General features: G+C 70.6%; 20 protein-coding genes and 1 tRNA gene. 11 read left to right on the top strand and 10 right to left on the bottom strand.

Annotated features, from left to right (window positions below; all coding sequences use genetic code 11):
- Positions 1 to 163 precede the first annotated feature (163 nt).
- The 6 genes from ACZ59A_RS03490 (at position 164) to ACZ59A_RS03465 (ending at position 4704) form a co-directional block, all read left to right on the top strand.
- Entirely contained in the window at positions 164 to 604 is a 441-nt protein-coding gene (locus tag ACZ59A_RS03490) for a DUF3052 domain-containing protein (protein WP_470952910.1), read from the top strand.
- Between the two features lie 110 nt (positions 605 to 714).
- Entirely contained in the window at positions 715 to 1173 is a 459-nt protein-coding gene (locus ACZ59A_RS03485) for a peroxiredoxin (RefSeq protein WP_468053964.1), read from the top strand.
- A 125-nt stretch (positions 1174 to 1298) separates the two neighbouring features.
- Positions 1299 to 1874, top strand: a complete 576-nt coding sequence (locus ACZ59A_RS03480; protein ID WP_470952908.1) for a TerD family protein — start codon at positions 1299 to 1301, stop codon at positions 1872 to 1874.
- A gap of 158 nt (positions 1875 to 2032) precedes the next feature.
- Complete coding sequence (locus ACZ59A_RS03475; RefSeq protein ID WP_470952905.1) at positions 2033 to 2608, top strand: TerD family protein; 576 nt, start codon at positions 2033 to 2035, stop codon at positions 2606 to 2608.
- 52 nt (positions 2609 to 2660) lie between these two features.
- Entirely contained in the window at positions 2661 to 3842 is a 1182-nt protein-coding gene (locus tag ACZ59A_RS03470) for a DUF475 domain-containing protein (RefSeq protein WP_470952902.1), read from the top strand.
- A gap of 136 nt (positions 3843 to 3978) precedes the next feature.
- Positions 3979 to 4704 carry a TerD family protein gene (locus ACZ59A_RS03465; protein ID WP_470952900.1) on the top strand — a complete coding sequence of 242 codons (726 nt, stop codon included), beginning with the start codon at positions 3979 to 3981 and terminating at the stop codon, positions 4702 to 4704.
- A gap of 22 nt (positions 4705 to 4726) precedes the next feature.
- Here the strand turns inward: ACZ59A_RS03465 and ACZ59A_RS03460 are convergent, their stop codons facing one another.
- Positions 4727 to 5776 (bottom strand): TerD family protein, encoded by a 1050-nt coding sequence (locus ACZ59A_RS03460; RefSeq protein ID WP_470952898.1) that lies wholly within the window; start codon positions 5774 to 5776, stop codon positions 4727 to 4729.
- A gap of 222 nt (positions 5777 to 5998) precedes the next feature.
- Here ACZ59A_RS03460 and ACZ59A_RS03455 point away from each other — a divergent pair, with 222 nt between their 5' ends.
- The 4 genes from ACZ59A_RS03455 to ACZ59A_RS03440 all read left to right on the top strand — a co-directional run bounded on the left by ACZ59A_RS03455 (position 5999) and on the right by ACZ59A_RS03440 (position 11534).
- Positions 5999 to 7186 carry an HpcH/HpaI aldolase/citrate lyase family protein gene (locus ACZ59A_RS03455; RefSeq protein WP_470952895.1) on the top strand — a complete coding sequence of 396 codons (1188 nt, stop codon included), beginning with the start codon at positions 5999 to 6001 and terminating at the stop codon, positions 7184 to 7186.
- Entirely contained in the window at positions 7183 to 9855 is a 2673-nt protein-coding gene (locus ACZ59A_RS03450) for a phosphoribosyltransferase (protein ID WP_470952893.1), read from the top strand. The genes ACZ59A_RS03455 and ACZ59A_RS03450 overlap by 4 nt, the downstream gene beginning before the upstream one ends.
- 31 nt (positions 9856 to 9886) lie before the next feature.
- The gene (locus ACZ59A_RS03445; protein WP_470952890.1) at positions 9887 to 10747 is read left to right on the top strand and encodes an HAD family hydrolase; all 861 of its coding nucleotides are present in this window, start codon (positions 9887 to 9889) and stop codon (positions 10745 to 10747) included.
- A 175-nt stretch (positions 10748 to 10922) separates the two neighbouring features.
- Positions 10923 to 11534 carry an O-methyltransferase gene (locus ACZ59A_RS03440; protein WP_470954632.1) on the top strand — a complete coding sequence of 204 codons (612 nt, stop codon included), beginning with the start codon at positions 10923 to 10925 and terminating at the stop codon, positions 11532 to 11534.
- On the opposite strand, the gene ACZ59A_RS03435 is transcribed toward ACZ59A_RS03440, so the two are convergent.
- The 3 genes from ACZ59A_RS03435 to ACZ59A_RS03425 form a co-directional block, all read right to left on the bottom strand.
- Positions 11494 to 12336, bottom strand: a complete 843-nt coding sequence (locus ACZ59A_RS03435) for a DUF4383 domain-containing protein (protein ID WP_470952888.1) — start codon at positions 12334 to 12336, stop codon at positions 11494 to 11496. The genes ACZ59A_RS03440 and ACZ59A_RS03435 overlap by 41 nt on opposite strands.
- 89 nt (positions 12337 to 12425) lie before the next feature.
- Positions 12426 to 12647: an FmdB family zinc ribbon protein gene (locus ACZ59A_RS03430; RefSeq protein WP_468053983.1), complete on the bottom strand. Its 222-nt coding sequence runs from the start codon at positions 12645 to 12647 to the stop codon at positions 12426 to 12428.
- Between the two features lie 54 nt (positions 12648 to 12701).
- Entirely contained in the window at positions 12702 to 13958 is a 1257-nt protein-coding gene (locus ACZ59A_RS03425; protein WP_470952886.1) for a hypothetical protein, read from the bottom strand.
- 156 nt (positions 13959 to 14114) lie between these two features.
- Here ACZ59A_RS03425 and ACZ59A_RS03420 point away from each other — a divergent pair.
- Positions 14115 to 14186, top strand: a tRNA-Val gene (locus tag ACZ59A_RS03420).
- Positions 14187 to 14450: 264 nt separating this feature from the next.
- Here the strand turns inward: ACZ59A_RS03420 and ACZ59A_RS03415 are convergent.
- From ACZ59A_RS03415 to ACZ59A_RS03390, 6 genes are all read right to left on the bottom strand, one after another.
- Positions 14451 to 14648 carry a hypothetical protein gene (locus tag ACZ59A_RS03415; RefSeq protein WP_470952883.1) on the bottom strand — a complete coding sequence of 66 codons (198 nt, stop codon included), beginning with the start codon at positions 14646 to 14648 and terminating at the stop codon, positions 14451 to 14453.
- 57 nt (positions 14649 to 14705) lie between these two features.
- Positions 14706 to 15182: a glycine-rich domain-containing protein gene (locus ACZ59A_RS03410; RefSeq protein WP_470952881.1), complete on the bottom strand. Its 477-nt coding sequence runs from the start codon at positions 15180 to 15182 to the stop codon at positions 14706 to 14708.
- Positions 15183 to 15277: 95 nt separating this feature from the next.
- Positions 15278 to 15508 (bottom strand): hypothetical protein, encoded by a 231-nt coding sequence (locus ACZ59A_RS03405; RefSeq protein ID WP_470952880.1) that lies wholly within the window; start codon positions 15506 to 15508, stop codon positions 15278 to 15280.
- Positions 15505 to 15669 carry a hypothetical protein gene (locus ACZ59A_RS03400; protein WP_470952878.1) on the bottom strand — a complete coding sequence of 55 codons (165 nt, stop codon included), beginning with the start codon at positions 15667 to 15669 and terminating at the stop codon, positions 15505 to 15507. Before ACZ59A_RS03400 ends, ACZ59A_RS03405 begins: the two co-directional genes overlap by 4 nt.
- Complete coding sequence (locus tag ACZ59A_RS03395) at positions 15669 to 16085, bottom strand: hypothetical protein (protein WP_470952877.1); 417 nt, start codon at positions 16083 to 16085, stop codon at positions 15669 to 15671. The genes ACZ59A_RS03400 and ACZ59A_RS03395 overlap by 1 nt, the downstream gene beginning before the upstream one ends.
- 101 nt (positions 16086 to 16186) lie before the next feature.
- Positions 16187 to 17392, bottom strand: a complete 1206-nt coding sequence (locus ACZ59A_RS03390; protein WP_470952874.1) for a helix-turn-helix domain-containing protein — start codon at positions 17390 to 17392, stop codon at positions 16187 to 16189.
- Positions 17393 to 17530: the final 138 nt, after the last annotated feature.

Raw genomic sequence — 17530 nt, 5'->3', positions numbered from 1 at the left:
CTCCCTGATGGGAGTTGCGGCGACACGTCAACGTTTGGGCGGGATCGCTGGCCGGGTACTTGCGCGATCCGCCCGGCCCGTGTGGACTACGCCCCATGCCCTCGCGTACGCGCGCGGGGTCCCCAGATCCGAAGAGTGAACGAAAGATGACAGGAGGCAATCCGTGAGCGCGACCGCGGACCACGCGGAGGAGCGGACCAACCCTGCCGCGAGGCTGGGTTTTCAGCCCGAACAGGTGGTCCAGGAAATCGGCTACGACGACGATGCCGACCAGGAGCTCCGCGAGGCCATCGAGGAGATCACCGGCCAGGAGCTCGTCGACGAGGAGTACGACGATGTGGCCGACGCCGTTGTGCTGTGGTTCCGGGAGGACGACGGCGACCTGACGGACGCGCTGGTGGACGCCATCCAGATGATCGACGACGGCGCACCGGTCTGGCTCCTGACGCCCAAGACCGGCCGTGACGGCTATGTCGAGCCGAGCGACATCAACGAGGCCGCGACCACCGCGGGCCTGTCCCAGACGAAGAGCTTCAACGCGGGCAAGGACTGGACCGGCAGCCGCCTGGTCACTCCGAAGGCCGCCCGTTCGGGCAAGCGCTGAGGCCGAAGGACCTACACACCCGAGCCCCCCGCCGTTCCCTTTCGGTGGGGGGCTCGGCGCGTAGGGTGGGCCGTGATCAGTCGAGACTTTGATGTGAAGGGATGGCTCCCATGGCCATAGAGGTCGGTACGAAGGCTCCGGACTTCGAGCTGAAGAATCAGCACGGCGAGTCGGTCCGGCTCTCCGACTTCCGCGGCGAGAAGAACGTCGTGCTGCTCTTCTACCCGTTCGCCTTCACCGGCGTGTGCACCGGCGAGCTGTGCGCGCTCCGCGACGAGCTGCCGAAGTTCGTCAACGACGACGTGCAGCTGCTGGCGGTCTCCAACGACTCGCCCTTCAGCCTGCGGGTCTTCGCCGAGCAGGAGGGGTTCGAGTACCCGCTGCTGTCGGACTTCTGGCCGCACGGCGAGGCCAGCCGCGCCTACGGCGTCTTCGACGAGGAGAAGGGCTGCGCGGTGCGCGGCACCTTCGTCATCGACAAGGAGGGCGTGGTCCGCTGGACGGTCGTCAACGGTCTGCCGGACGCCCGGGACCTCAACGACTACGCCAAGGCCCTCGAAAGCCTGTAATCGAGCAGGGATACACCTGTTTCGGGCGGGAACCGCTCACTAGGATCGACGCGTTGATCCTGGTGGGAAACCTTCATGGAGATAGGGGCACGAAGTGCTCCTGACGAACCTTATTGGGAGGACTCGTGGGAGTCAGCCTCAGCAAGGGCGGCAACGTCTCGCTGACCAAGGAAGCCCCTAACCTGACCGCGGTGGTCGTCGGTCTGGGCTGGGACGCCCGCACCACCACGGGCACTGACTTCGACCTCGATGCCAGTGCCCTGTTGACCAACACCGAGGGCAAGGTCGGCAACGACCAGAACTTCGTGTTCTTCAACAACCTCAAGAGCCCCGACGGCTCCGTCGAGCACACCGGTGACAACATCACCGGTGAGGGCGAGGGCGATGACGAGCAGATCAAGGTGAACCTGGCCGGTGTACCGGCCGAGGTCTCCAAGATCGTCTTCCCGGTGTCGATCTACGACGCCGAGACCCGTCAGCAGAGCTTCGGCCAGGTGCGCAACGCGTTCATCCGCGTGGTGAACCAGGCCGACGGCAATGAGCTGGCCCGCTACGACCTCTCCGAGGACGCCTCCACCGAGACCGCCATGGTCTTCGGTGAGCTGTACCGGAACGGGGCGGAGTGGAAGTTCCGCGCCATCGGTCAGGGGTACGCCTCGGGGCTGCGTGGCATCGCGCAGGACTTCGGCGTCAACGTCTGAACCGGCCGTGGCGCCCGGCCGGGCCCAAGGGGAGATCCCCGAAGGCATTGGCCGGGCCCGCCGCGGCCGCCACGTCCGGCGCCGCACCCCTGCACTCGACGGGCGGGAGTGCGGCGCCGGACGCGCGTCGCTCCATCGCACTACCCCGGGGAGGGATCATGGGCGTTACGCTCGCCAAGGGAGGCAATGTCTCCCTTTCCAAGGCCGCGCCGAATCTCACGCAGGTGCTCGTCGGCCTGGGCTGGGACGCGCGCTCCACGACCGGAGCACCGTTCGACCTCGACGCCAGCGCGCTGCTGTGCGGGTCCGGGCGGGTGCTCGGCGATGACTACTTCATCTTCTACAACAACCTCAAGAGCCCCGAGGGCTCCGTGGAGCACACCGGCGACAACCTCACCGGGGAGGGCGACGGCGACGACGAGTCGCTGCTGATCGACCTCACCAAGGTCCCGGAGCGGGTCGACAAGATCGTCTTCCCGGTCTCGATCCATGACGCCGACGCCAGGCGTCAGACGTTCGGGCAGGTCAGCAACGCGTTCATCCGGGTGGTGAACCAGGCGGACGGCAATGAGCTGGCCCGCTACGACCTCTCCGAGGACGCCTCGGGCGAGACCGCGATGATCTTCGGCGAGGTCTACCGGTACCACGGTGAATGGAAGTTCCGTGCGGTAGGGCAGGGGTACGCGTCGGGGCTCCGGGGCATCGCTCTAGACTTCGGGGTCAACGTTTCGTAAAGCCGCGTAACCAGGCGCGGGGGAGACCGTACGAAGAAGGATTGGGTTGCCAGTGCTCCTCAAAACCTTTGGTTGGTCGTTCGCCGTCACGGCGATCGGTCTGGCCTTGGCCGGCGTCCTCTGGGGGTGGAAGGGGCTCGCGATCGTCGGGATCCTCTCGATCCTGGAGATCTCGCTCTCATTCGACAACGCGGTGATCAACGCGGGCATCCTGCGGAAGATGAATGCCTTCTGGCAGAAGATCTTCCTGACCATCGGCATTCTCATCGCCGTCTTCGGCATGCGTCTGGTCTTCCCGGTGGTCATCGTCGCCATCACGGCGAAGCTGGGCCCGATCGAGGCCGTGAACCTCGCGATCAACGACAAGGACAAGTACGAACACCTGGTGACGGGCGCCCACCCGGCGATCGCGGCCTTCGGTGGGATGTTCCTGTTGATGATCTTCCTCGACTTCATCTTCGAGGAGCGCGACATCCGCTGGCTGGGCTGGCTGGAGAAGCCGCTGTCCAAGCTCGGCAAGCTGGACACCTTCTCGGCCGTCATCGCCCTGGCCGTGCTGCTGGTCACCGCCACCACCTTCGCCACCGACGTGGCGCACAGCGGCGGCGACAAGAGCGCGACCGTGCTGCTGTCCGGCGTCGCCGGTCTGATGACGTACCTGATCGTCAACGGGATCTCCGGATTCTTCGAGGACAAGCTCGAAGAGGACGAAGACGATGAGGACGGCGACGGCGACAAGGACGGGGCCGACGAGAAGAAGCCCGCCGAGACCGCCCAGCTGAACGGCGGTGGGCGTGGCAGCAGCGGCGCCACGGTGGTCGGCCTGGCCGGCAAGGCCGCGTTCTTCATGTTCCTCTACCTCGAGGTCATCGACGCCTCGTTCTCCTTCGACGGCGTGATCGGCGCCTTCGCGATCACCAACGACATCTTCGAGATGGCGCTGGGTCTGGGCATCGGCGCGATGTACATCCGGTCGCTGACCGTCTACCTGGTCCGCCAGGGCACCCTGGACGACTACGTCTACCTGGAGCACGGCGCGCACTACGCGATCGGCGCGCTGGCGGTGATCCTGCTGGTCACCATCAAGTACGAGATCAACGAGGTCATCACCGGCGTGGTGGGCGTCGCCCTCATCGGCGCCTCGTACTGGTCCTCGGTCATCCGCAACCGCAAGGAAGGACGCGGCGGCGGAGCCGGATCAGAGGAGAAAGCGGAAGTCACGTCCGGAGTCTGACCTCCGGAGTGTGACGCACCGGCGTTTGAGGAACGCTCTCAGCGGGGCGGCCGAGGTCTACCGACCTCCCGGCCGCCCCGCTGCTCATGGAGCGGTGTTGAGGCAGTGGGAGCCACGAAGGGTGGGGGTGCGCACGATGGCGTTCTGGAGCAACTGGGGGCGGTCCGCGTGGCGCGAGTTCGAGAGCGGCGACGCGACCGGAGCTGTCGAGCTGACCAAGCGGAACTCGACCATTTCGCTGACCAAACAGGGGGCCGCCAGCGGCAACCTGCGGATCAATCTGTCCTGGCAGATGCGCACCTCGGACTTCAACAGCAGGGGGCCCAGCCTGCTGCGCCACCCGCTGCAGATGTTCAAGCCGCAGGTGGTGCAGGCCCAGGGGCCCGCCATGGTCAACGTCGACCTGGACCTGGCCGTCATGTACGAGCTGAAGAGCGGCGCCAAGGGCGTGGTCCAGCCACTCGGCGACTTCTTCGGCAACCTCAACGAGGCGCCGTACGTCAAGCTCAGCGGGGATGACCGGTTCGGCTCCGGCATGGGCGAGACGATCTACATCAATCTGGACCACAAGGACGACATCAAGCGTCTGCTCGTCTTCGTCTACATCTACGACGGCACCCCCGCCTTCGACCGTACGCACGGCATGGTCACGCTCTTCCCGAGCAACGGTCCGCGGGTGGAGATCGCGCTCGACGAGCGGGCCCCGCAGGCCCGCTCGTGCGCCGTGGTCATGCTGGAGAACGTCAAGGGCGAGATCGTCGTCCGCCGCGAGGTGAAGTACGTGTACGGCTTCCAGGCCGAGCTGGACCGGCTGTACGGGTGGGGCCTCCAGTGGGGCCGCGGCTACAAGTCGAAGGTGTAGCCGCCGCCGTCACGGGGTGCCGCTAGCGCTTCTGGAACTGCGGCCCCTGCGGCGGCAGGGCGAAGTTCGGGTCCGGGAACGGCATCGGGATCGGCGGCGGGGGCGGCGGATCGGTCCGCTGCACCTGCTGCGGGTATCCGTACGCGGGCGGCTGCGGGTATCCGTACGACGGCTGCTGCGGATAGCCGTACGCGGGCTGTGCCGGGGGCTGGGCGGGCGGCTGCGGATAGGCCGGTGCCGGCGCGTGCGGCGCCGCCTGCGGCGGTACGGGCGGCTGTGGCGGCAGGTAGTAGTCCCCGTCGCCGGTCGGTGTGGCGCCCGGCGCGGCGGAGAGCGGCTGGGTCGCCTGCGGGTCCCAGGGGTCGGGCTGCGGGAGCGGCTGTGGCTGCTGCGGCGGCAGAGCGGCCGTATCGGCCTGGCTCGGGGTCGGTGCGGCGGGCGGGGAGAGCGGCTCGGCCCCGCCGAGGGCCTCCGGCTCGTCGGCGCCCCCTCCGGTGCCCCGGTCCGGGACCGCGTCCGCGGCCTCGCCGTCGTCCACCGAGATGCCGTACTCCGTGGCCAGCCCGACCAGACCGGACTCATAGCCCTGCCCCAGCGCCCGGAACTTCCAGCTGTCCCCCCGCCGGTACAGCTCGCCACAGACCAGCGCGGCCTCCTTGCCGGTCTCCGGCAGCACCGCGAAGATCGCCAATGGCTCCTCGGCGGCCGACGGGGACGCGTCGTACAGCAGGAGGCTCAGATCCCGTACCTGTCCGAAGGTGCCGCCGTCCGCCGACGCGGCCAGCACCACCCGGTGCACTTCCGGCCCCAGCCCGGTCAGATCGGCCTCGATGGTGTCCGTCAGCCCCTCCGGCGCCTGTTTCTTGGGCAGGTGCCGGACGAGGCCCGAGGGGTGCCGTGGCTGGTTGTAGAAGACGAAGTCCTCGTCCGAGCGCACGCGGTCGTCCGTGCCCAGCAGCAGCGCCGAGGCGTCGACGTCCGGAACGTCCGTGCCGGGGGTCCAGCGCAGCACCGCGCGTATGGCCGTGGCCTCCAGCGGGATGTTCGATCCCTTCAGCATCGCGTGCGTCATGGCCGTAATCCTGCCCTCCCGCAGGGTCCGGGGACAACGCAGGGTGCCGGGTCGGCGCTGGTGGGATGTGGCGGGACGGGCATGCCGGATACCGGAGCGACGCACAGGAGTTACGTGATTTTCACGCCCTTGGGGAACTTTTGACCCGGGCTCGGACGTACGATAATCGGCCACCCGAGGGTCGTGTGGCCCGGGTGGGGAACCGGCAGTGCGGGGAGAAACATGCGGCATTTTGGACATCTGCCGGACGAGGTGCGGACGCGTCTCTTCCATCAGCAGCCCGTCGAATTTTCGGTCGACTCACCGGCCCGGACTCTCGCCGTCGCTCTCGGCGCCACCCTCTACAGTCCCGCCACCCGGCCCTCCCTCGCCGACGACATCGTCAAACAGGCTGGTCGGGGCGTTGTCTCCATGGTGCTGTGCCTGGAGGACTCGATCCACGACGCCGAGGTGCCGGGCGCCGAGGAGAATCTCGTGCGGCAGTTCGCGGCCCTCGACGGGCGCGGCATGGACGCCGATCTGCCACTGCTGTTCATCCGGGTCCGCACCCCCGAGCAGATCGTCGGCCTCGTCCGGCGGCTCGGACCGGCCGTCCGGCTGCTGTCCGGATTCGTACTCCCCAAGTTCACCGAGGAACGCGGCGTTCCGTTTCTAGAGGCGCTGATATCGGCCGAAAACCGTGAGGTGGCCGAGGTATTGGGAGGCCGGCGGCTGTATGCGATGCCGGTCCTGGAGTCGCCCGAGCTGATGCACCGCGAAACCCGCACCGACACCCTCGCCGGGATCGGCCGGATCGTCGACAAATACCGGGAACGGGTGCTGGCGCTGCGGCTCGGGGTGACCGACCTGTGCTCCGCGTACGGGCTGCGCCGGGCGCCCGACATGACCGCGTACGACGTCCAGCTCGTCGCCTCCGTCATCGGCGACGTGGTGAACATGCTGGGCCGGGCCGACGGCACCGGATTCACCGTCACCGGGCCGGTGTGGGAGTACTTCAAGCAGCACGAGCGCATGTTCAAGCCGCAGTTGCGGCTCAGCCCCTTCTCCGGGCGCGCCGAATCGCTGCGCGCCGCGCTCATCGAGCACGACATGGACGGGCTGCTGCGCGAAATCGAGCTGGACCGGGCCAACGGGCTGCAGGGCAAGACCTGCATCCACCCCACCCATGTCGCCCCGGTGCACGCCCTGTCCGTCGTCAGCCACGAGGAGTTCAGCGACGCGGTGGACATCCTCGAACCCGAGCGTGGCGGGGGCGGTGTGCTGCGCTCGGCGTACACCAACAAAATGAACGAGGTGAAACCCCACCGGGCGTGGGCCGAGCGGACCTTGCAGCGCGCCGAGGTCTTCGGCGTCTCCCGGGACGACGTGAGCTTCGTGGAACTGCTGGCCGCGGGCCTGCGGACCGCGTGAGCGCGAGAGGAAACGAGGCAGACAGCGTGGTGTGGTCGGGACAGTGGGTCGCGGACCGGCTCGGCGTACGGCTCGACGGCGACGGGCAGTTGCCCGGGCTGCTCGGGCTCGCGCTGCGGCGCAACCCCAAGCGGGCGCATCTGCTCGTGTCGAACGTGCTCGGCAAGCACATCCCCCAGCGCCCCGCCGCCGTCCACGGCGCGGGTGTGACGCTCGGGCAGGAGGTGCGCGCCCTGCTGGGCGACGCGGCGGCGGCCCGCGCCGTCGTCCTCGGCTACGCCGAGACGGCCACCGGCCTCGGCCACAGCGTCGCGGACGGCCTGGCCCTCGCCCCGTATCTGCATTCGACCCGCCGCCCGGTCGCGGGCGTGCCCACGGTGGGCGGCTTCGAGGAGGAGCACAGCCACGCCACGTCCCATCTGCTGCTCCCGGAAGACCCCCGGCTGCTGGCCACGGACGGCCCGCTGGTCCTGGTGGACGACGAGTTCTCGACCGGCCGCACCGTCCTCAACACCATCGCCGCCCTCCACCGCCGCTTCCCCCGCGACCACTATGTGGTGGTCGCCCTGGTCGACATGCGCTCCCCCGAGGACCGCGCCCACCTGGACGCCTTCGCGTCCGACCTGGGCGCCCGCGTGGACCTCGTCTCCGCCGCGACCGGCACGGTCCACCTCCCGCCCGACGTCCTGGACCGCGGCCGCGGCCTGGTGGCCGCCCACGACCCGGCCGCCCATGACCCGGGCGCGCGGGCTCCGGGGGCGGCTCCGGTCGGCCCGGGGGCCGTGCGGGTCGGGCTGGGCTGGCCCGAGGGGCTGCCGGACGGCGGCCGCCACGGCTTCACCCCCGCCCACCGCGCCCGCCTGGAGGCCGCGCTTCCGGCCATGGCGTCACGTATCGCGGAGGCGCTGACCGCCACCACCGGTCAGCCGGATCAGACGGATGCGGCCCCGACCTCGCCGCACGGCGGGGCGCCCGCTGACCGCTCGGCGCCCGCCGGGGCGGAGTCCGCGCCCGCCGGGGCGGTGGGCACCGACGAGGCCCCCGGGCTGCCGGAGCGGAAACCCCTCTCCGCCACGCCGCGCAGCGTCCTCGTGCTCGGCTTCGAGGAGCTGATGTACGCGCCGCTGCGGCTCGCCGGGGCGCTGGACGGCGTACTCGACGGGGCCGAGGTGCGGTATTCGACCACCACGCGGTCGCCCGTGCTCGCCGTGGACGACCCCGGCTACGCGATCCGTACCGCGCTCACCTTCCCCGCCCATGACGCCCCCGCCGACGGGCCCGGGCCGCGCTACGCGTACAACGTGGCGCCCGGCGCCGACCCCGCGCGCCGCTTCGACGCGGTCGTCGCCGTCGTCGACTCGGCCGCCGACACCCCCGCGCTGCACGCCCCCGACGGGCTGCTCGCGCGGCTGGCCGGGCACACCGACCGGCTGCTGCTGGCCGTCGTCCCCTCGTACGTACCACCACCCCCCACCGCTTCCGCCCCCGCTCCCGTCCCCGAACGGCAGGCCCTCTCCATGCACCAACCGCCGCCCGAGCCCCTGCGCGGGCCAGCGTTCTCCTCCTACGCCCCCGACGACGTCGGCTGGCTGCTCCAGGACTTCTCCCACGTCACCCTCGAAGCCCCCACCGAGGAGCGCGAGGAGGCGATCCAGAGCGGCGGGGCGCACTACGCCGAGTCGCTGCCCGTCGAGTACCAGCCCAGCGAGGACTACCAGGAGCTGTTCCGGGCCGCGCTCGCGGCCTCCGCGGGCCGGATCGCCCGGGCGGTCGGCGCCGTCACCGAGACCGTGCTCGCCGAGCGCTCCCCGCGCCCCGTCCTCGTCTCGCTCGCCCGGGCCGGTACCCCTGTCGGCGTACTGATGCGCCGCTGGGCGCGCCACGCCCACGGGCTCGACCTGCCGCACTACGCGGTCTCCATCGTGCGCGGCCGCGGCATCGACACCGCCGCGCTGCGCTGGCTGGCCGACCATCACGACCCGGCCGACGTGGTCTTCGTCGACGGCTGGACGGGCAAGGGCGCGATCACCCGCGAGCTGTCGGACGCCCTCGCCCCGTACCCGGACTTCGACCCGCGGATCGCCGTCCTCGCCGACCCGGGCCGCTGCGTGGACACCTACGGCACCCGCGACGACTTCCTCGTCCCCTCCGCGTGCCTCAACTCGACCGTCTCCGGGCTGATATCGCGCACCGTGCTCCGCGCCGACCTCGTCGGACCGGACGACTTCCACGGCGCGAAGTTCTACCGCGAGCTGGCCGGTGCGGACCTCTCCGGCGACTTCCTCGACGCCGTCACGGCCCGCTTCGAGGAGGTCGCCGACGGCGTGGCGGCCGACGCGAAGGAGCTGGCCGCCGCCGACCGCACCCCGACCTGGGAGGGGTGGCGGGCCGTCGAGCGGATCAGCGAGGAGTACGGCATCCACGACGTCAACCTCGTCAAGCCGGGCGTCGGCGAGACGACGCGCGTGCTGCTGCGCCGCGTCCCGTGGAAGATCCTCGCGAAGCGGGGCGCGGGCGCGGATCTGGACCATGTACGGATGCTCGCCGAGCAGCGCGGGGTGCCCGTCGAGGAGACGGACGGCCTGCCGTACACCTGCGTGGGGCTGATCCACCCGCGCTACACACGAGGCGCCACGGGCGCGGACGGCAAGGCGGTAGCGGCGAGATGACCGTGTTGGCACACCTGGTGGAGGCGGCCCGATGACCGTTCTGGTGGCAAGTGATCTCGACCGTACGCTGATCTACTCGGCGGCGGCGCTCGGACTGGACATGCCCGACGCCGAGGCGCCCCGGCTGCTGTGCGTCGAGGTGTACGAGGGCAAGCCCCTGTCGTACCTGACGGAGGCCGCGGCCGGGCTGGTCGCGGAACTGGCCCGCACCGACATCTTCGTACCGACGACCACCCGCACCCCCGAGCAGTACCGGCGCGTCCATCTCCCCGGCCCGGCCCCCCGCTTCGCGATCTGCGCGAACGGCGGCCATCTGCTGGTCGACGGCGAGTCCGACCCCGAGTGGCACGCGGGCGTGCGCAGCGCCCTGGCCGACGCCTGCGCCCCGCTGGAGGAGGTCCGCGCCCACCTCACCGCCACCGCCGACCCGGCCTGGCTGCTCAAGGAGCGGGTCGCGGAGGACCTGTTCGCGTATCTCGTCGTGGAGCGGAAGCTGCTGCCCGACGAGTACCTCAAGGAGCTGGCGGCGTGGGCGGAGCCGCGCGGCTGGACCGTCTCGCTCCAGGGCCGCAAGATCTACGCCGTCCCGAAGCCGCTCACCAAGAGCGCGGCCGTCGCCGAGGTCAAGCGCCGCACGGGCGCGGACGAGGTGCTCACCGCGGGCGACTCGCTCCTCGACGCCGACCTGCTGGCGGCCGCCGACCACGCCTGGCGCCCCGGCCACGGCGAACTGGCCGCCGCGGGCTGGACGGCACCGCACGTCACGGCGGTCGAGGAGCAGGGCGTGGCGGCGGGCGAGGCAATCGCCCGCGCCCTGTCCGAACACGCCTCCCTGCACCGCGCGAAGGCCCGCCGCGAGGTCATCCGCGCCGTTTCCCGCGGCCGGGGCTGAGCAGCGCCGTCTGCCGTGCGGGGTACGGGGCGCGGTCCCGGCCCCGCGCGGCCGTCCGCGCTACAGTCGGGCCGGGACGGACCGGACCGGAACGGAACGGACCGCACTGACTGACGAAAGGGGCCTCGTGGCCGAGAGCAAGAGCACCCCGATCACCAGCGAGTTGTACGGCTACATGCTGGCCCACAACCCGCCGCTCGACCCCGTGCAGCGCGAACTGGTCGAGGTGACGCACGCACAGTTGCCGCAGTACGCCGGGATGCAGTCCGCCGAGGAGCAGGGCCCGCTGCTGGCGTTCCTGGTGCGGTTGACCGGTGCCCGGCACATCGTCGAGGTCGGTACGTTCACCGGCTTCTCCGCGCTGTCCATGGCGCAGGCGCTGCCCGCCGACGGCACGCTGGTCGCCCTCGACGTATCGGAGGAGTGGACCGCGTACGGCCGTCGGGCGTGGGCCAGGGCGGGCGTCGCCGACCGTATCGACCTGCGGCTCGCGCCCGCTCTGGACTCTCTGCGCGCGATGCCCGCCGGTCCGCACATCGACCTCGCCTACCTCGACGCGGACAAGGAGAACTACGTCCCGTACTGGGAGGAGCTGGTGCCGCGGATGAATCCGGGCGGGCTGATCGTCGCGGACAACGTGTTCTACCACGCGGACGTCATCGACCCGGCGGCCACCGGTGGCGGCGCCGCGATCAAGGCGTTCAACGACCATGTGGCGGCCGACGACCGCATGGAGGCGGTCATGCTCACGGTCGCCGACGGCCTGACTCTGGCTCGCCGCCGCTGACCCGCTGGTCGCGGGGGTGGCGGCGGGGCAGATGGGGCCGCCAGTGGCGGCCCCCGGCCGGGCTCGTCTCCTCCTGGCCCGGCGCCCGGTCCAGCTTCCCCCATTTCCCGGGCGGCTGCCCTTCGCCGGTTGCCCGGTCGGCGGCCTGCTCGGTGTGCGCGACGGCCCTCTCGCCGCTCTCGGTGCCGCCCTCCGCGCCCGCCTCCGCGGCCCGCCGCCGGGCGGCCATGATCTCGCGCGCCCGGGCCTCGCGCCGCGCCTGCTCGGGGTGGCGGGAGATCCAGTACGGGTTGTCATGCGGCAGCTTGCTGCTGACCCTCCCGTACATCCCGAACCACATCAGCATCAGCCCCACCACAAAGCTGAACAGCACGTTCTGCAGCCGGAAGGCCAGGAAGTTGAAGCTGGTCTCCAGCAGCGCGAGATTGACGAATCCGCTCAGCAGGAAGAGCAGCCCGAGCACCAGATTGAGCGTCGAGGCGAAGTTGCCGCCGATGACCATGCCGATGAACAGCAGCAGGCCGATGGCAATGGACAGCACGCTCAGCGCGCCGTTGGTGTTCAGCCCGGCGGCGGTCGCGCCGCCGATGTCGAAGAACCCGATGTTGTCGGTCAGACCGAGGATCCCGAAGGCCACCAGGACCAGACCCATCAGCCCTGCGCCGAGGCGGTAGACCCGGCTCAGCCGGTGGTCGACCGGCAGATGCTCATCCAGCTTGGTGTGCCCACCGATCCGCTCCGGAAAATGCCGCGCGGTACCCGCGGGGTGCGGGCCGATGGGGGAGGGACGGCCAGTAGCCATGTCGGCCTCCTAAACCGGCGAGGCCGTACCGCGATCGGTACGTGGGGATACGTGCCGTTTACGCACCCCCTATGCCGTACCTCCCAGGATCAGCCGCAGCACCCGCCCCCGCAACATCCGCCGCCACCACCGGCGGGCGCCGCCGGTGCGGAGGAGGAGGCGGAGCCGCCGGTGACGGCGACGGCCGACAGCAGCTTCACCGTGTCGCCATGCCCTTCCGGGCAGGAGGCGGGCGCCGAGGACTCGGCCATGGGCCGGTTCAGCTCGAAGGTGGTCCCACAGGCGCGGCAGCGGTATTCGTAGCGAGGCATGTCAGGAGCATAACCAGCCCGAACGCCCCCAGAACCCCGTTCCCGGCACCCGGCTCAGTGCCCGGGCCCGCCTCCCAGGTCATCCCGGATCTCCTGCACGACCCGGGCGGCCGTCTGCCGGACCGCCTCCGTCTCGGTGAGGAAGTGCCACCAGTCCGGATGCCGCCCCTCCAGCCCCGCGATGGCCCGGTCCAGCCGCGCCACCGCGTCGTCCAGCGGGCGGGCGTGGCGCGGGTCGGGAGTGCTGCGCCCGGCCATCGCCAGCCGCTGCGCGTCGCGGATCGCGAAACGGGTGCGTTCGATCTCCTTGTCCTGGTTGAACGACACCTCGTCCAGCCGCCGCAGCCGGTCCCCGGCCGCCGACACCGCCTCGTCCGTGGTGTTCAGCAACGCCCGCACCGTACCGAGCAGGGCCGTGGCGTCCGGCCAGCGCTGCTCCTCGCGCGCCGTCCGCGCCTCGCCGAGCTTCGCCTCGGCCTGCGCCACATCCCGCGCCGCCTGCCCGGGCACCGACTGCAGATCCTGCCAGCAGGCCGCGCTGTAGCGGCGGCGCAGCTCGCTGAGCACCGGCTCCACCTGGGCGGCCCGGGTGGTGATCGCCTGGGCCCGGGTACGCAGCGACACCAGCCGCCGGTCTATCTCGGCCGCCCGCTCCGGCAGCCGGTCCGCCTCCCCGCGGACGGCCTCCGCCCGCCGCAGCACATCGTCCGCGCGCCGGATGGTCTCCTGCACGCCATGCTGCCCGGCGCCCTGGTTCAGCTTGGTCAGCTCGGGCGACAGCGCCGCCAGCCGCGCCGCGAGATCGTCCGCCCGCAGCCCGGAGCCGCGCACCTCGTCCAGCGCGTTCGTGGCCGCCAGCAGCGCCTGCCGCGCCCGCTCCACCGCCGGGGCCAGCCGCGCGAGCTGCGTCTCGGCCTGCTGCAGCAGCGACCCCAGCCCCTGCCCGAACCGGTCCAGATCCGCCTTGGTCCGCCGCAGCTCGTCCCGGGCCCGGGTCAGCTCCGCCCGCGCCCGCCCGGCCGCCGCCGCGTCCAGCCCGTCCCGGTCCAGGTCATGCGCGTCCACCGCGGTGATGTAGTCGTGGCTGACCTGGTCGATCCGCTCCCCGAGCGCCGCGAAGTCGGCGGCGGCCCGGCGGGCGCCGGGGGAGTCGTCCACCGCCGTAATCGTCTCGATCGAGATCCGCAGATCCCGCTGCGCGGTGTCCAGCTCGTAGAACGCGGCCGCCGCGGCATCCTTCGCCGCCTGCGCCTCCGCCCGCTGGCTCTCCCCGCGTCCCCCGAACCACCGCCGCGCAGGTGTCGCCGCCACTTACCTCTCCCATTGGATCGCCCGGGCCCGAATGTCATTCTCCCACCCACCAGGGACGAACACAGAGGTCGGTACGGTTCGCGTCTTCGGCTTTCTCCCCGCCACAACCGGATTGCGGCGCCGCCCGGCGAACAGGGTAGGCTGGCAGCTCCCCTCGGGCGCATAGCTCAGCGGTAGAGCGCTGCCCTTACAAGGCAGATGTCGGCGGTTCGAATCCGTCTGCGCCCACCCTTGCTAGATAGCAGGTCAGAGCCTGTTTTTGGCCCTCTGGTCCACCCGGATCAGGAGGCCGCTTCATGCCCAAAGTCCACGTAGAGTCCACATCCCCAGGTGATCATGGTGGATGCAAGGGTGTGTAACGTTCGCGAACACGCGTACTCACCCCATACGTTGAGCTCAGAGGGACGGGGCTGCTCCCCCTCCCGCCGCCCCGAGTCCCCGCCCGCACGCCGCGGGGGCGACGCACGGACGGGACCGATCTCTACCGCCGAGCTACGGGGCGATGCCCGTACCGTCGCACCGGTTGCACCCCACCGTCAGGATCTTGCCGCCCGGCTCCACGAAGACCGTCGCGGGCAGGCCGCGCCGCTTCTTGCAGCCGCAGGCTTCCTCTGGATGTGGGGCAGGTTCCCGGAGCTGGTCCACGAGTTCCACGAGTTCGACCCTCTCGGGATTCACCCATTGCGCCATGATGGCCACCTCCTGTGACGATGGTACGGGCGCGGCTCCCGGCCGCTCAGCCCTTCATCAGTTCGGGCCGCTCGGACCGTCGCCGTCCGGGTCGCCGGTGCAGCTGCCCTCGGGGCCGCCGGGGCCGTGCTGGCAGCTGGCCGCGACCGGGATCGATGTATCGGTGGGCGCGAGCCACAGCGCATCGTCCGGCGTGAACCCGGCCTCGACGATGAGCTGCTGGGTTCGCGTCAGCGCCCCGGGGTCGCGTCGTTCCGGGTCCGGGGCCTGCGGGACGTGGTGGACGAACATGCCCACCTTGTCGCACAGCTGCCGGTACGTGCGGGTGTGGAGGATCAGGGCGTGCCAGCCCTCGTCCACGATCCGCGACGGGGCGAGCGGCTCGGAGGCCCCCGCCGCCGCGGCGACGAACTTCACCGCCTCGTCCACGATCCGGCCCGCCAGTTCCTCGGTCAGCTCAGGGTTGTCCCGCAGGACGGTCCCGACGACCTCGGCCCGCTGTGGTCGATCCAGTAACGCAGTAACGTCACGCATGTGCCTTCCTCTCTCTGAGTTGGGGTGCTGCACCGTCTCCGTCCCGGTCGCTGGCCGTCCAAGCGCGCGTCCGGGGCGGGGGCTTGTCTGTCCGGTCATAGGGCAGCGGCGGCGACGGCCTCCCGCACCACGTGGTGCAGCCCGTCTCCGGCGGCGCACCGCTGCCCGGCCCGGCAGCCGGTGCAGCCCACGGCGTGGTCGAGGAACCGGCCCCAGGGTGTCGGCTCGGGCGGGGCGGAGTCGCAGGCTCCCTGGAGCCGTTCGCGGGTGAGCACGGCTGGGTCGAGGTCAGCCGTGGTCGTGGTGACCTGTTGGCGGTGCGTCATTGCTCCCGCCTGGTGGGAAATGGGTCGCGCTGCTTGGGGAAGGTGGGTGCGCAGCCGGGGCAGGCGTAGAGGGTGCGGCCTCCGAGGCTGGCGCCGTGCTCGATCGCGACCACGACGGGCTGGCTGGTGGTCGTCTGGCAGCGGGCGCAGACCTGCGGCATCACCGGTCGCTCTCCTGGCCGTCGCCGGGCTCGGTGAGCAGGACGCTGACCAGGGCTTTGTACAGCAGGTGCGGGTCGGTGAGGTACCGGCCGCGGGTGAACGGGATGCGCCAGTACGAGCCGGGGCGGGCCTGCCGGTCGGCCGGGGGCACGCCGAGGTAGGTGGTGACGCCTTCGGTGTGGGTGAGGACGGTGACTCCGCGCAGGCTCCAGGCGGCGGCTGTGCCGGGCGCGATGAGCCAGTAGAGGGTGTTGCAGCGGTCTTTGATGACGGCGCCGGACTGATCGCCGAGGACATCGAGGGCGCGTTCGCCGACATCCTCCGCAGCGCGGACGGCGTCCCACCACCGGCCTGTCGGTAAGGCTTCGGGCTCGGGCCCGGTCGGCGGTGTCCACTGCTCGGCTCTGGTGGTCATGGTCGACTCCATGCACGGACGGTTCATTGTCCGTCACATCGTGTCGACTTGCGGGGGCGTCAGTGTTCCCGGATACGGAACAATGGCGCCCCTCACGACTGCTACATGCCTACCCACGCGGCCAACGAGGACAGAGATTCAGGAGCCCGCCGCTGACGGCGCACCAGGACGCCGAGGGTCTCCCGCATCAGCGGGTGATATCGGGCCTGCTGCGGAGCGACCTTGCGTGCCCGGAGCAAGAATCGCTCGGCAGGCTCCGTCTTCCCCATCTGCGCGTAGGCCCGGGCCATCTCGATGTAGTACCGGCCGACACGCATCCGCGGATGCGTGTCCGGGAAGTGCAGCTTCTTGGACAGCTTCACCGCCTCGCCCAGCTCGCCCAGCTCCACGTTCGTCGCGACATCGAAGTGCTGCACGTTGGTCAGGCCGAACGACGACCAGTAGACGTCCGGTACGTCCCGACCGATCTTCTTGGCCGTCTCACGTGCGAGGCCCATGTATCCGGTGACGGCATCAGCGTCCCGCGCCTGGGCAGCCGCGATGGCCGACGCAAGGTGCAGGCTGCCGACCACCGCCAGGGCCTCCACGGACTCGGGTTGCTCGGTCTGGTCGATGAGTCGGTGGCCGCGCGTGATGACCTGTAGCGACATCTGATTGTTCCCTCGGCGGAGCAGCATGCTCGACCGCTTGTTCAGACGGATAGCGAGCAACAGCGGGTCCTGTGCCTGCTCAGCCATCCAGCCCATCCGCTCCAGAGCGATGGACGCCAGGTCGTGGTAGCCGACCCGGTAAGCGAACTCGTAGGCGACCCAGTAACACCAGCTCAGCGACGAGGCCGCGCGCCGGTAGCCCTCACCGGGCGACAGGAGGGCGACCATGGTGGTGAGTTCGCCGAGCAGGCCAGGCAGCTTCGACCCAATGACCTTGTACTCGGTGGCTGAGGCCCCGTCGCAGAGCGCTCGGACGTCGCTCTCTACCTGGTCGATGCGCCTGGGGGTGATGTGAGGGTCCGGCCCGAGGTCGTACATGTCGAGAGCCTCGGACAGGGGTGAGATCAGGCGGTCGAGATGGTCCTGCCGCAACTCGGACATGTACGGCTGTCCGTTGAGCACGGCGATGTCGACCTGGAGAACGCGCGCGACAGCGGCTACGACAGAGGGCGTGGCTGGCGCCAAGCCCCGCTCGACCTTGGCGATCGTGCCCCGGGAGAGGAACGCTCGTTGCGCGAGGGCGGTCTGTGTGAGTTGACGCAGCTTCCGGTAGTCCGCGATCCGTGTACCGGTGTGTTCCTCATTGCTCCGCGGCATGCTGAACTCCGTTCTGCCCTGGACACCCAGAACGGTACCCGCGGCCAACCCAGCGGGGACGCCTGAACAGCCCCGTTCCGGTAGGAACCAGCGCGCTTCCTTGACACGGCGAAGGCCGTACGAGGGGCACAGCGCCAA

Source organism: Streptomyces sp. NPDC040405, assembly GCF_055595765.1.
The sequence above is the reverse complement of the archived record's forward strand: the minus strand, read 5'-3'. Positions and strand labels throughout refer to the sequence as shown.